The sequence below is a fragment of the Lacticaseibacillus chiayiensis genome, assembly GCF_004123795.1.
Taxonomy (GTDB): domain Bacteria; phylum Bacillota; class Bacilli; order Lactobacillales; family Lactobacillaceae; genus Lacticaseibacillus; species Lacticaseibacillus chiayiensis.
Genome location: NZ_MSSM01000030.1, coordinates 1 through 14,971, shown reverse-complemented (window position 1 = coordinate 14,971; position 14,971 = coordinate 1). Strand labels below are relative to the sequence as shown.

At 47.5% G+C, this 14,971-nt stretch carries 10 protein-coding genes and 1 pseudogene; 3 read left to right on the top strand and 8 right to left on the bottom strand.

All coding sequences use genetic code 11. From position 1 onward, the window contains the following. Positions 1-122: 122 nt before the first annotated feature. The 7 genes from rpmF to obgE form a co-directional block, all read right to left on the bottom strand. The gene (rpmF, locus tag BVJ53_RS11135; RefSeq protein ID WP_005686472.1) at positions 123-314 is read right to left on the bottom strand and encodes a 50S ribosomal protein L32; all 192 of its coding nucleotides are present in this window, start codon (positions 312-314) and stop codon (positions 123-125) included. Between the two features lie 180 nt (positions 315-494). Continuing rightward, positions 495-3,101, bottom strand: a complete 2,607-nt coding sequence (gene clpB, locus BVJ53_RS11130) for an ATP-dependent chaperone ClpB (RefSeq protein WP_129302457.1) — start codon at positions 3,099-3,101, stop codon at positions 495-497. A 113-nt stretch (positions 3,102-3,214) separates the two neighbouring features. After that, a complete protein-coding gene (locus tag BVJ53_RS11125; protein WP_129302456.1) occupies positions 3,215-3,541 on the bottom strand; it encodes a LapA family protein in 327 nt (108 codons plus the stop codon). 13 nt (positions 3,542-3,554) lie between these two features. Then, positions 3,555-4,340, bottom strand: coding sequence for an SDR family NAD(P)-dependent oxidoreductase (locus tag BVJ53_RS11120; RefSeq protein ID WP_167470196.1), 786 nt, complete (start codon positions 4,338-4,340; stop codon positions 3,555-3,557). 111 nt (positions 4,341-4,451) lie between these two features. Continuing rightward, a complete protein-coding gene (rnz, locus tag BVJ53_RS11115; protein WP_129302454.1) occupies positions 4,452-5,411 on the bottom strand; it encodes a ribonuclease Z in 960 nt (319 codons plus the stop codon). Between the two features lie 195 nt (positions 5,412-5,606). After that, positions 5,607-7,610 carry an acyltransferase family protein gene (locus tag BVJ53_RS11110; RefSeq protein ID WP_129302453.1) on the bottom strand — a complete coding sequence of 668 codons (2,004 nt, stop codon included), beginning with the start codon at positions 7,608-7,610 and terminating at the stop codon, positions 5,607-5,609. Between the two features lie 40 nt (positions 7,611-7,650). Beyond that, entirely contained in the window at positions 7,651-8,937 is a 1,287-nt protein-coding gene (gene obgE / locus BVJ53_RS11105; RefSeq protein WP_129302452.1) for a GTPase ObgE, read from the bottom strand. A gap of 247 nt (positions 8,938-9,184) precedes the next feature. Between obgE and BVJ53_RS11100 the strand changes: the two are divergent. The 3 genes and pseudogenes from BVJ53_RS11100 to BVJ53_RS11090 all read left to right on the top strand — a co-directional run bounded on the left by BVJ53_RS11100 (position 9,185) and on the right by BVJ53_RS11090 (position 12,815). Next, positions 9,185-9,924: pseudogene (locus BVJ53_RS11100) on the top strand (DeoR/GlpR family DNA-binding transcription regulator). Next, positions 9,921-10,835: a 1-phosphofructokinase gene (pfkB, locus tag BVJ53_RS11095; protein WP_129302451.1), complete on the top strand. Its 915-nt coding sequence runs from the start codon at positions 9,921-9,923 to the stop codon at positions 10,833-10,835. The pseudogene BVJ53_RS11100 and the gene pfkB overlap by 4 nt, the downstream one beginning before the upstream one ends. 9 nt (positions 10,836-10,844) lie before the next feature. Beyond that, a complete protein-coding gene (locus BVJ53_RS11090; protein WP_129302450.1) occupies positions 10,845-12,815 on the top strand; it encodes a PTS fructose transporter subunit IIABC in 1,971 nt (656 codons plus the stop codon). A gap of 109 nt (positions 12,816-12,924) precedes the next feature. Here the strand turns inward: BVJ53_RS11090 and uvrC are convergent, their stop codons facing one another. After that, complete coding sequence (gene uvrC / locus BVJ53_RS11085) at positions 12,925-14,733, bottom strand: excinuclease ABC subunit UvrC (protein WP_129302449.1); 1,809 nt, start codon at positions 14,731-14,733, stop codon at positions 12,925-12,927. Positions 14,734-14,971 lie beyond the last annotated feature (238 nt).

The following is a 14,971-nucleotide window of genomic DNA, read 5'->3' as shown; positions in this document are numbered from 1 at the left end:
GACCTCGGACTTAATGGCCAAAAACCGACCATCATGCCTGATGCCGCTTACACTCCGATTTCTAAGCGCTCCTATTCGCGCCCAATAAAAAAGCCAGCACAGATGATGTGTTGGCTTTTTTGTTATGCATTTGCGTTATCGTCAGACTTCTTGACCACTTGTGCACCCTTGTAATAACCCTTAGGTGAAACGTGGTGGGAAACGCGGTATTCGCCGGTTGCTGCATCGAATTGCAAGTTAGGCACATTCAACTTAATGTGACCGCGGCGCATACGCTTCTTGGTCTTTGACGTTCTGCGTGCTGGAACTGCCATGAGCGGAAAACCCCTTTTTTAGTAAGATTTCTAAACTACTTTATACGGTCGATGATCAAAATGCAAGTCCGATCATCATCACGCGTGGACAGAAACTTGTTCTGTCACAGCAACGCTAATCATACATGAAAAGCGGCGTCAAGGCAAGGGTCTTTACAGAATAATTCAGCCATTGCAAGCTTAGGCCTTGGCTGCAACTTGCTTGGCTTTAAATTGCAGCTGATTGTCGACAACGGTGATCACGACTTTCTGATCGGGTTCAATAGTGCCGCGAATGAGCTCTTTGGCCAATGGTGTTTCAACGGCACTGGTGATTAAACGCTGCAGCGGCCGTGCGCCGAATGCAGGATCGTAGCCCTTGTCTGCCAGCCAGGTCTGTGCTTCTGGCGTAATATCCAAAGTGATCTGCTGATCGGCCAACCGGGTTCCCAACTGATGCAAATCTTTAACAGCAATTTGTTTAACATCATCCAGTGAAAGCGGGTGAAACATGATAATGTCATCAATTCGGTTCAGAAATTCCGGTTTAAAGGCTTTGTTGACCAGTTGACGCACTTGATCTTTCGCCTGCTGACTGACGGTTCCATCAGCCTGAACGCCATCCAAAAGGTACTCCGAGCCCAGATTCGAGGTCATAATGATAATCGTGTTCTTAAAATCAACCGTCCGGCCTTGTCCGTCAGTTAAGCGACCATCATCTAACACCTGCAATAAAATATTGAAGACATCCGGATTGGCCTTTTCGATTTCGTCCAACAACACAATTGTGTATGGATTACGGCGAACCGCTTCCGTTAACTGACCACCCTGTTCGTAGCCGACATAACCCGGCGCGGCACCGACTAACCGTGAAACACTTGCTTTTTCCATGTATTCAGACATATCAATGCGGACCATGTGCTTTTCCGAATCGAACAAATCCTCAGCCAACGCTTTGGCAAGTTCAGTCTTCCCGACACCTGTGGGCCCTAGGAAAAGGAAACTGCCCAGCGGACGGCTTGGGTCCTGCAACCCAGCACGAGAACGCAAAACCGCATCGGAAACTGCGGTGACCGCTTCGTTCTGGCCGATAACGCGTTTGTGTAAATTATCAGCCAGATGCAGCAACTTCTGGCGATCACCTTCAACCAGTTTAGCAATTGGAATGCCGGTTTCCCGTGAAATCACTGCCGCAATTTCATTTTCAGTCACACTTTCCTGCACTAACCAGGACTGGGGCCGATCGTTATTCTCCATGGCTTGCAACTCTTTTTCAAGTTGTGGGATCGTGCCATGTTGTAAGCGGGCCGCAGTTTCCAGATCATAACGGCTTTGAGCATCTTCCAGCTCATGTTTAGCCTTGTCAATCGCTGACTTCTTCTCGTTAAGTTCCCGGATATCTTTCTTTTCTGCTTCCCACTGCGCTTTTAATTTGTTGGTTTTTTCCTTCAAGTTGGCCAACTCGGCATCGGCATTTGCCAAGCGCTTCTTACTTGCCGGATCGCTTTCATTCTTCAACGCCTGCTGCTCGATTTCCAATTGCATCTGTTTGCGCTCAGCAACATCCAGTTCAGTTGGGCGGGAATTCATTTCGACATTGATGGTGGCGCACGCTTCATCAACTAGATCGATCGCCTTATCCGGTAAAAACCGGTCCGTAATATACCGGTTCGACAAGGTTGCCGCCGCCACAAGCGCCGAGTCGTGAATCCGTACTTTGTGAAAAATTTCGAACCGTTCCTTCAGACCGCGCAAAATGCTGATTGTGTCTTCCACGGTTGGTTCCTGCACCAGAACCCGCTGAAAACGCCGCTCCAAGGCTTTATCTTTTTCAATGTTTTCCCGATATTCGTCAAGCGTTGTGGCGCCGATCAGATGCAGCTCGCCACGCGCCAGCATCGGCTTAAGCAAGTTGCCGGCATCCATGGAACCTTCAGCGCGACCGGCACCCACGATGTTATGAATTTCGTCGATAAAAAGAATGATTTGACCTTCACTCTTTTTAACTTCTTTCAATACTGCTTTTAGCCGTTCTTCAAATTCACCGCGGTATTTGGCGCCCGCAACCAAACTACCCATATCCAGAGAGATAATAGTTTTATTTTTTAAGTTGTCAGGCACATCATTTTTAACGATTCGTTGGGCCAAGCCCTCAACAATCGCGGTTTTCCCGACACCCGGTTCGCCAATCAAAACCGGATTGTTCTTGGTTTTACGACTCAGAATTCGAATCACATCGCGAATTTCCTCATCCCTACCAATAATCGGATCCATTTTCCCGCTGCGTGCTTCTTTAACAAGATCAGTGCCGTATTTCTCCAAACTCTTGTAGCTCGCTTCAGCATTCTTGCTAGTTACTTTTTCTCCGCCGCGAATCTTGTCAATCACCTGTCGCAGCTTTTTGGCATCGACTTTTGCATCGTTGAGTAAGTACTGCGTGATCGCGTTGTAACGCTGCTGATAAAGCGCGAGCAACAGCGCCTCCGTTGAAATATAAGTGTCACCGAATTCATCTTTGGTAGTGTTGGCATCTGTCAGTAACTGAGCCAGATTTTGGGACATACTCTGACCATAAGTGCTGGCACCTTCCACGACCGGCTCGGCTTCAAGCGCCGCATCAATGGCAGCGTTCAGCCCTTGGATATTCACGCCGGCTTCACGATAAATCTGCTCAGCCAACTGATTAGGCTGGACCAGACTTTTCATGACATGCGGAATGTCAATTTCTTGATGATGCCGTACTTGGGCAATTTGCTGCGCGGCGCCTAAAGCCTCAGCAACTGCTTGAGTAAAATTATCTGGATTCATCCACGTATCCCTCCATGACCATTCATTATTTTCAAATCCACTTTACGATATTGGTCAGTAAAGGTCAAACTTTATTCAAAAAAAACGCGAAATAAATCATCCGCGTTTCGTACTTATTTTTTGGGGGAATCAGCCGGCTCTTCTTTAGGTGCCTGAACCGGTTTAGGCGCCGGCTTTTCGGCCTTGTTAGTCTTTGTCAATTCAGTGACCCGTTGCTGCAGTTCACGAATCTGCTTTTTGGCATTCGCAACAGCACTGGTTGAAATTAACCAAGTAACCACAGCGCCGATTAGCACGGAAACTGCAATGATCACGATCAATGGCCACTCCAATTGAATGCCAAAAAAGTTAACCGACACACCTTGACCATTTAGTAACGCAAAAATAATCAAAATTAACGCAAGTACCAATCCGATAATAAATCGCTGTTGACCCTTCATTCAAGCCACCCCTTTATTTTTTGTTCAGCAAACCGCTCGCTAACCAATCACCAATATGTGGAAATAAAGTATACAGGTTAGCACCCAGATTCATCAGCCAAGGTGTATTGATTTCCCTTACCGGATGATTGAACGTCGCAACAATTCGGCGGGCCAGCTTATCAGGATCCAATACCAGCCATGAAACACTGGCTAAGTAATCCAATGCCCCGGCCGATTTGAAGAAGTCAGTTGCAATCGGTCCCGGGTTTACCGTTGTGACGTTGATGCCAAATGGCTTGAGCTCAAGCCGCAACCCGTTACTATAACCCAAAACCGCAAATTTTGTTGCCGAATAAATGGCTGACTTAGGCGTTGCAATTTTGCCTGCCATTGAAGATACATTAATAATGTGTCCCTGTCCACGAACCGCCATATCGCGTCCCAGTAACTTGGTTAAGTACATGGTTCCCAAAACATTCACGCGAAACATGCGTTCAACCAAGTGCATATCCGTGTCAAACGCATTCTCAAAATGACCAAATCCGGCCGCATTGACTAACACATCAACGAACCCGACTGTGGCATGAATGCGCTCAACGACGGCTTCAATGGCAACCGGATCGGCCACATCAACCGGAAAGGCAAATGCTGGTCGGCCAGAAAGTGAACTTGCCTCGGCTTGAGCCTGACGCAACTTGTCACGTCTACGTGCCAGGAAAACCACCGTTGCCCCTTTTTTGGCGGCTTCCAACCCAATTGCTTTACCCAATCCGGCTGACCCGCCAGAAATAACTACTGTTAGGTGTTGTTTCACGATGCTGCTCCCTCCTTGTACGCTTTGCTGTTCCAATTAAGCTTAAGCCACTGCCACTCTGATCCGGTATTGCTTCTCAGCTAATCACCATTGTCGTTTCCTGACAGAATCCATTTACTGAACAGATCCCGCCGATGCCAACTTGGGACTCGCAAACGGAATATTAACTTCTTCAAAATCTTTCACCACGTGCGAATTGGGAAAAATATGCCGCGCACTTTTTTCTAACATTGCAACGTTAGGGCCAAGATACCGCGCAGAAATGTGATTCAGCAACAACTTGCCGACACCGGCGCGCTTGGCTAACTCTGCAGCCTGAATATTGGTTGAATGATAGTACTGTTCGGCTAACTGGCTTTCGTCCGGGCCAAAAGTACTTTCGTGAACCAAAACATCTGCGCCAGCCGCTAACGGCAGCGAGCGGCTGCATTTTCTGGTGTCGCCAAAAATGGTCACGATCCGTCCCGGTTGCGCTGGCCCGATAAAATCATGGCCATCAAACGTCCGGCCATCAGGCAGTGTTACTTGTTTACCGGCCTTTAACTCGGCATAAACCGGTCCAGACGGAATTCTAGCGGCACGTACTTTATCAATCAACAACTCACCCGGATGTGGCTTTTCCTCAACCCGAAACCCAAAACTGGTGATGCGATGGTCAAGTCGATCGAAACTGACTTTAAAGGTCTGATCTTCAAAAATCATTCCTGGATGCCGCAACAACACAAATTTTAAGGCATAACTCAAATGACTCTGGGAAACTCTCAGACTAGTTTTAACAAAATCCTCAATCCCGGGCGGCCCGTAAATTGTGAGCGGATCAGTGCCGCCTTGGTTAGCGCGACTCGCCAAAAACCCCGGTAACCCGAAAATGTGGTCGCCATGCAAATGGGTGATGAACACCTTGGCAATCTTTCGCGGCTTAATCGCGGTTTGTAGAATCTGATGCTGAGTACCTTCACCAACATCAAATAGCCAAACCTCATTGCGTTCATCAAGCAGTTTTAGCGCCAGACTGCTGACATTGCGAACTTTGGAAGGCGAACCGGCGCCTGTACCCAAAAATTGAATTTCCATACCATACTTCCTATTCTGTCAAACTTCACTTTGTAGTCTACCACAAGTCCTGCAGAATTATCCTTGTTTAATCGCTGATAACACTGTCTAACCTTGGAAATTCATCTCACGGCAAAAGAAAAGTCCGATAAGAACGATTGGTTTTCCAACCCCTTATCGGAACTCATGTTAGCTTACGTCAACTTCAATAGGATACTAATCAGTTGACTGCTTGGTTTTATCCAAAATGGTCTTGGCGATAAAGGCCGCATACTGCGGATTCCCTGTTGGGTTCATGTGTACCATATCCTTGTAGAACCAATTAGGATGCCCATCGGATTTATGGAACCAATCAATGACCGTTAGATTCTTATATTGCTTTTGCGCAGCTTCCAACTTGTCGTTAACATCATTTTGCCATGCCCGCGTTGGCACCCGCACATTAATCCAGAAGACTTGCCGATCTGGGCCGATCGCCTGCATCATCTGAGCGAGCTGATCATCCGAAAATGGGCCGTTGGTACCTAAACCAATTAACACGATGTTCGCTAACACACCCTTTTCCGCGTAACTGCGAACCAGATCAATGCTATTGATCATTTGCCGAGACACAGCCGCATCTATCACTGCTTTAGGAAAGATCTTCTGGAGGCCATCTTCGCCGTCAAGCATGACAGAGTCGCCAATCGCGGTTAATCCCATATCCTGGGCCCGTTGTAGTTCAATCTGGGTTAATCCGTATTGTTCATATTCCTGGTTAACCGGATGTACCTTTGCTTGCGATGCATATTTCGATTCCTGTAAACGAGAGCGTGATTTTTGTTCGGTTTTATTTTTGGCTACTTTTCGCTCTTCGGCTAAACTGGAGCGCGCGGCTTCCAGACGCTTGGCCTTTTCTTCAGGCGATTCCGCACGTTTCTTAAGTTGTTTGGCCAGTGGTGAGTCGTCACCGACCGCTTTAGCTGACGGTGCCTTAGCCAGACCAACGCTGCCAATTGCCAAAATGACTAAAGCTGCATAGCTGATCCAGCGCGCTTTGCCCATGCGTTTCTTTGGATCTGCCAACCCCTTAATGAACGTCCAGGTTTTATGGTAGTCAAAATGCGCCGCTGGCTGTTCAATCCACCGATACGAGATTTCGGAGATCAACACGATTAAGATGACCTCAATCACCGGATACAAAACTGGATGATCGGCAATGTTGCGGAAACGATTCTCCCAGAAAATCATGACTGGAAATTGGTAGAGGTACAAGCCATAACTGCGGCTGCCGATATAGCTAAATAATGGATTGCTCAGTAAGCGATCAAAATGTGCTGCTGGATGGGCGACAACCGCAACCAGAATCGTCGTCAGAATTGAAAACAGCACCATACCGCCTTCATAAAGGAAACTGCTTTGGGCATCAACCGTGAAGACCATGGTCAATAAGCCAACAAAGCTTACCGTCCCCAGTAAATCGAGACTAATAACCCACTTTCGCGGTAAATGCTCCGAAAGCCGACCACTTGGCCAGATGAACGCCAAAGCGGCACCAAGCAAAATTGAAAATGCCCGTGTGTCCGTACCGTAGTATAACCGGCTCGGATCAAATGCTGCAGGTGACGTGTGCGCGACGGTCATCATATATAAGATGGCCATCCACGCGCCGCTGGCTGCCGCTAAAATCAAGACAATATTGGCGATCTGATGCCTGTTTTTGACTAACAGCAGTAAGCCTAAAACTAGAAATGGCCATACTAAATAATACTGTCCTTCAATTGAAAGCGTCCACAAATGAGTGAAAGGCGATTCACCGTTAGCATAGCGCGCAAAATAAGACTGACCGTTCAAAATCTGCCACCAGTTATAAACATACAGCAAATTGGTCAGTACCATCATGTGCAGATTGTGCAGGAGATTTTGCGAAAAGAGCGTGATATAAGCTGCTGTTCCAAACAAAACGGTAATGAGTCCCGGGTAAAGACGTTTAAACCGCCGAATGAAAAAATTCTTAAAATCAATTCGCCCATTGCGACCAAACTCAATCAATAAACCGTCCGTAATTAAATAACCGGAAACAACCATGAAGATCGGCACACCCAAGTAGCCACCCCGAAATAATTCGGGACGCAGATGATACAAGATCACACCAATGACACCAATTGTTCGTAAACCGTCAAATCCATGAATATACCGGCGCTTTTGTCTACGCGTCTGTTTCAATTGAGGCCCCACCATTCTTTAAAAAGATTACAGCTTCCAGCTGGCTCACTGGAGATTATTCCACAAACTCAAAGGTAAAATCGTCAATCGCAACTAAATCGCCACTTTGCGCCCCTGCTTGTCGCAAAGCATCGTCAACACCCATCCGCCGTAGTTGTCGGGCAAATCGCATGACGCCATCCTCATGATCAAGATTCGCCATTTTAAAAGCCCGTTCCACTTTATCACCGGTTAAGACAAAGGTACCGTCGCTATCCCGTGTCACCTTCAATGCCGGTTCTGGTGCAAACTTGTAATCCACGGTTTTAACTGGTTCCTGTTTCGGTCCAAATTGTGGTGCAGTTTTCAGCACTTTCGCGGTGCGATGCATCAGCGGCATGACGCCGTGATGTGTCAAACTGGAAATTTCAAAAATATTGGTTGGATCAATGCCGCGCTTGAGCAAGGCTGCTTTAAACTCAGCAAATCTTTCATCTGCACCCGGCAGATCCATTTTAGTTGCGACAATTAATTCCGGTCGCTTTAAGATATTCTCATCATAAACACCTAGTTCGCGGCGAATCTGGTCATAATCTTCCAGCGGTTCGCGGCCATTTTCCGGATCCATTTCAACCAGATGCAGCAAGACCCGCGTCCGCTCAACATGCCGCAAAAACTGAATGCCAAGACCGACACCGTGTGAGGCGCCTTCAATTAAGCCCGGCAAATCAGCCATAACAAAATCAGTGCCGTCATCGAGCTGCACCATACCTAAGTTCGGCACCAACGTTGTAAATTGGTACGCAGCAATCTTGGGCTTAGCCTGGGTAACTACTGACAACAAGGTTGATTTGCCGACTGACGGAAAACCGACCAAACCGACATCGGCAAGCACTTTCAACTCTAACTTAATGAAGCGATGTTGACCAGGCTCGCCATTCTCGGCAATTTCCGGTGCCGTGTTTTTGGGTGACACAAAATGAATATTACCGCGTCCGCCGCGTCCGCCTTTAGCAACAACAAGTTCCTGTCCCGGTTTCGTCAAATCACCGAGTACTTCTCCGGTATCGGCATCGGTGACCGTGGTTCCTGCCGGCACGGCAATCCGCCGATCTTCGGCTGCGCGCCCATACATAGACTTACCCTGACCATTGCCACCGGCTGGCGCTTTAAAATGCCGCTGGTAGCGAAAATCCATCAACGTTCGTAAACCTTCGTCTACGTATAAAATAATACTACCGCCGCGTCCGCCATCACCACCGGCGGGCCCGCCAAATGGCACGAATTTTTCCCGCCGAAACGCGACCATGCCGTCACCGCCTTTGCCCGCCTGAACTTCTACTTGTACTTGATCGACAAACATTGGCGATCCCCTTTCTGAAAAAACATATTTAATAATTATACCCGTTAACCGGCCATCCGCATAGCAGATCGCATGTCTTTCTTATTTTACCACGTCAGCGAGTAGGACAAGTACTTTAAGCACAACAAATGGAAAAAGTGGAAAGTCCATGAAACAAGCTCGTTTTTGACCGTTGTGAATGTTTTTAACGGTTTTAGGTTGATTTTGAACGTTTCATCGGTATAATGAAGGACGAGGTGAAACGAAAGTGCTTACAGAAGAACGGCGGCAATACATTCTCAACCAATTACAACAGCATGCTGTCGTCAAATCCAAAGCGTTAATGGCAGCCTTGGACGCTTCGGAATCAACCATTCGGCGGGATTTGGACGAACTTGAAGCAGACGGCGAACTCAAACGGATCCACGGCGGGGCCAAACGAATCAACGGCCTTGGTGATGAACCGGATGTGGCCAGCAAGTCGACTCAAAACCTGCGCGCCAAGCAGGCTATAGCCCGCGCCGCAGCTCGTCAAGTCGAACAAGATGATCTGGTTTTCCTGGACGCTGGAACGACGACGGCCCAACTCATTCCTTTTCTGGCTGACCTGGGTGTGACGGTGATCACAACCGGGGTAGACAATGCCTCTTTACTGGCGGATTATCAAATTCCGACTCTCATGCTCGGCGGTATGGTTAAATCGACAACCAAGGCGCTGATTGGTGCCACCACTGCTGAAGCACTTCATCATTATCGTTTCGATATTGCCTTTATCGGCACGAATGGCATTCTGGGAACACCACCCCTGATCCGGAAGAAGCCGTGATCAAGCGCCTGGCGATTCATCAAGCGCGCCAACCGATGATTCTCGCGGATCCAAGTAAATTTGAACAGGTCAGTTTCGTCAAGTTCGCCGATATTGGCGATGTCACGATTCTCACCAGTTCACTGCAAGGACTGCCGGCAGGTTATCAACGGTTCAAAAATATTAAGGAGGCTCATTCTTGATCTATTCAGTTACGCTCAACCCTTCGATTGACTATGTTATCGAACTGCCACAACTTGAACTCGGTGCTGTCAATCGTTTGACCCATGCGGTTAACTTGCCAGGCGGTAAAGGCATCAATGTTAGCCGAATTCTTCAGACACTTGGCTTGCCGACAACTGCTTGGGGGTTTCTCGGCGGATTCACCGGCACTTTTATCCAACAACAACTCGATGCCATCGCGATGCCTTGTGACTTCACGAAGATCAAAGGTGATACCCGAATTAACGTTAAACTCAAAGCTGAATCGGAAACCGAACTCAATGCAAGCGGGCCAACAATTACTAGCGATGAAATTGCCGACTTTAAATCAAAGTTAGCTAAACTCGCAGCTGGCGATGTTGTCGTGATGTCTGGCAGTTTGCCACAAGGACTGCCGACCACGTTTTATCGTGACTTAATCCCAGTTATCCACGAACATCAAGCCGACTTCGTTATTGATACTACCGGCCAGGCACTTTTGGATACATTGCCGGATCATCCGTTGGTGGTCAAACCTAACCATCATGAACTCGCAGCCTTGTTCAACGACGCGCCATACACCAGTCAAGACGCCATCATTAAGTCCGGTCGGCGCTTGCTGGATCTGGGAGCTCAACACGTTCTGATTTCAATGGCGGGTGCTGGCGCATTGATGATTGAGCACGACCACGCTTGGCTTGGCACGGTTCCAAAGCAGCCAGCAGTTAACTCGGTCGGCGCCGGTGATAGCATGCTAGCAGGCTTTACCGGAACATTTGCCCAAACTCATGATGCCTTGGAAAGTTTTAAGGTCGGCATTGCTTGCGGCTCTGCTACCGCTTTTTCCGAGGATCTCGCTACCGCCGATAAAATCGCTGCCGTTAAACAAACCATCAGCATTACTGAAGTTTAGGAGGACAATATGGACATTCGTGACTTACTATTAAAAAATGTCATGATCATGGATCTCAAAGGAACCACCAAAGAGGCCGTGATCAATGAAATGGTCGACAAGTATCACGCAGAAGGCATTATAACCGATGCTAACGAATATCGTCAGGATATTTTAAAACGTGAAGCTGAGTCCACCACTGGGATTGGCGAAGGCATTGCGATGCCTCACGCCAAAGACAGTGCCGTCACTCGAGCGACTGTACTTTTTGCTAAGAGTGCCAAAGGTGTTGACTTTAACGCGCTTGATGGCCAGCCGGTACACTTATTCTTCATGATTGCTGCCCCAGAAGGCGCCAATAATGAACATTTAGCCGCTCTGGCTGCGCTGTCTTCCCTTTTAATCAATCCAAAACTGGTTGCAGACTTGAAACAAGCCAAAACACCGGACGAGGTACTGGATTTATTCGGCAAAGCACAGGCCGAAAAAGTTGCTAAAGATAAGAAAGAGGCTGAAGCTGAAAAAGCACAGGAAACTAAAAGTGCTGCTGATAAACAAGCCGAATTCAAAGAAGAAAAACGAAAAGAACGACCATTTATTGTCGCCGTTACCGCTTGCCCGACCGGAATTGCTCACACGTACATGGCCGAAGCTGCGTTAAAAGAAACCGCGGAAAAGATGGGTGTCGATATTAAAGTCGAAACCAACGGCTCTGAAGGAATCAAGCACAAACTTACCGAAAGTGATATCAACCGGGCTACCGGTGTTATCGTTGCTGCTGATAAAAAGGTCGAAATGGATCGGTTTAACGGCAAGAAATTGTTGAACCGACCTGTCATCGATGGCATCAAAAAGCCGAGAGAATTAATCGAAGAAACTCTTAAAGGTGAGGGTCAGGTCTTTCACGCAAGCGGTGCAGATGCACAAAGCTCTAGTACTGAAGAAACTTCTGACGGTACCCTCTGGAATCGAATTTACAAAGACCTGATGAACGGTGTTTCCAATATGTTGCCATTCGTTGTTGGCGGCGGGATTATCATGGCAATCTCATTCATCCTTGAACAATGGCTGGGTAAGGCTTCCATGTGGTTCACCTTCACCAATCATCTGGGGACATTTGCCTTCAGCTTCCTGGTACCTGTACTAGCGGCGTATATCGCTGAATCTATCGGTGATCGACCAGCCTTGATGCCAGGGTTCGTCAGTGGTTACATGGCAACGGTCGCTTCCGCTTCATTTGTGAAAGCCCAGAATCCGGCTGGTTTCTTGGGCGGTCTGGTTGCCGGGTTTGCTGCCGGCTGGATAATCGTTGGCCTAAAGAAAGCTTTGGCAAAAATGCCGAAGTCACTGGACGGCATGCGCACCATCCTGCTGTATCCCGTAATCGGTCTGGCCATTATGGGTCTGCTGATGTTCTTCATCATCAACCCGATTTTTGCCGCGATCAACGGTGCATTAATTAGTTTTCTTGAAGGTATGGGAACTGGCAATGCCATTCTCATCGGTGTCATTTTGGCGGCCATGATGAGTATCGACATGGGCGGCCCATTCAACAAAGCGGCTTACACGTTTGCCATCGGGGTTTATCAGGCATCTGGCTTTAAGGACGGCCGCTGGATGGCTGCTGTCATGATCGGTGGGATGATTCCACCACTGGCAATTGCAGTTGCTTCCACCTTCTTCCCGAAAAAATTCACGCTGCAGGAACGCAATGCCGGCTTATCCAACTATGCACTTGGGCTGACCTTTATTACTGAAGGTGCGATTCCATTTGCCGCGACCGATCCGGTTCATATCATCGGCAGTTCAGTCGTTGGTTCCGCAATTGCCGGCGGGTTAACTCAGCTCTGGCACGTCAACGTTCCGGCACCGCATGGCGGCATTGTGGCCCTTCTGCTAACAAATCAGAAACTCGGGTTCATAATGTCACTGGTTATCGGGACTGTCATTGCCGCATTAATTCTTGGCTTCTGGCGCCCAGTTGCTAAAGAGAATCAATGATTCGTTTTAGCGCAGGCTCAACATGTAGCCTTAATTGATGCTTATTAAAAAAATCGCAGCGAGAGGCAAATCGCTGCGATTTTTTCTGTCCAATTTTTCTGAGCAAGGCTTAAACCCGGCGTGCTGGCGTTGGATCAGCCGTTAGTGATAGTTTCAACGCCTGCGCCACGCGTTTGGAAATGCCAAGCTCCTGAATGTCTTCGATCGGTGCTTCTTTGATCTTGGTAATTGTTTTAAACTTGCGTAACAACTTCAAACGCGTCTTAGGACCGACACCCTTGATACCTTCCAAACGCGATGCCAGTGAATTCTTGGCGTGCAATTGACGATGAAATGAAATTGCAAACCGGTGAACCTCATCTTGGATGCGTTCCAGTAAATAAAAGCCCTGTGACTTCGGATCCAGATTAATCATTTGGTCGGCATTACCAAACAGAAGCGCAGCGGTTTTGTGCTTATTATTCTTAACCATCCCGGCAACCGGAATATCAAGATTCAATTCATTTTCCAAAACGTCCTTGGCAGCATTCATTTCGATTTCGCCACCATCCATCAAAATCAGATCCGGCAGTGCCGCATGTTCCTTCAGCAATCGAGTATACCGCCGCCGAATGACCTCACGCGTATTTGCTGCTTCATCCGCACCATTGTGGGTTTTATCAGCATCCAACTTATATTTGCGATAGTTGTTTTTGGCTGGCTGCCCGTCAACAAATTGAACCATTGCAGAAACCGGATCAGCGCCTTGGATGTGACTGTGGTCAAAAGCTTCAACCACATGACCCATTGGCAACTTTAACGCCGCCATTAATTCCTTCATGGCCCCGATCGTTGTGCGATTATCCAATTCCATCAAGCGAAACTTATCTTCAAGCTTGATCTGGCTGTTCTTCGCCGCTAATGCCATCAAATCACGTTTCTCGCCTCGTTGCGGAGTACGCACCGGAACACCTAGAATATCGGCAAGCACCTTATTATCCAGCCCTGCCGGCACCAAAACTTCATGCGGTTTGACATTATTTTTGCGACTGTAAAACTGCAAAATGAAGGACTCAAATTCCTCCTTGGCCGTGTTGACGACCGGAAAAAGCCGAGATTCACGTTTCATTAACCGTGCCTGCCGAATAAAGAAGACCTGAATGCTGATCCAACCTTTGTCCATATAGAAATTAAACAAATCACGCGTGGTATTGTCATTCGAAATAATCTTTTGCTTTTCAACGGTCTGTTCGATGTAATACAATTGGTCGCGAATTTCTGCAGCCCGTTCGAATTGCAGATTTTTAGCTGCTCGCTCCATTTTAGCCGTCAGACTGGCCTTAGCCTTGCTAACATTGCCATTCAAGAACCGTTTGATCCGAGCAATTTGATCGGTGTATTCTTTTTCCGGTACGGTGCGAAAACATGCACCCAGACACTGACCCATGTGATAATACAGACACGGCCTTCCTTGATACCCGTTGCACCGGCGTAATGGGTACACTTTTTGAATAAAGTGCATTGTTTCCTGCGCCGCATAAACATTAGGATACGGGCCAAAGTAGTAGCCACCGTCTTTACGAATCGTTCCGGTGATTTCAATTTTCGGATCGCGCTCGTGCGTAATCTTGATATAAGGATAACCGGTCCCCTTCTTGAGCTTGATGTTGTAATACGGCTGATATTTTTGAATCAACGTGATTTCAAGCAAAAAGGCTTCTTTATCTGTCGAGGTCACAATATAGTCAAAATCAGCTACCTGCGCCACCATTGCTGCTACCTTGCCATCATGTGAACTCTTGAAGTAAGAGCGAACGCGATTCTTTAGATTCTTGGCTTTACCGACATAAATAATCTTCCCGTTAATATCTTTCATCTGGTAACTGCCGGGCAAATCCGGCAGCAACGATAATTTATGCTCAATGTGTGCAGATGCCATCGTAATCTCCTTATAAAACAAATGTTCGCTTAACATTATAAAGATTCTAAAATTAGATTGCAAGCGACGCACTTGTTGCGCGGCTGTGCATGTGAAGTTATTTTTACCAGCGTATCTTATACTCATCACCCAAACAAAAAACCCCACCCAGAAAATACCGGATAAGGTCATGAAGGTAAAAACTTATTGTGCCAAAATCTTGGACAGGAAATCCTGCGTCCGGGACTTCCTTAGGGTG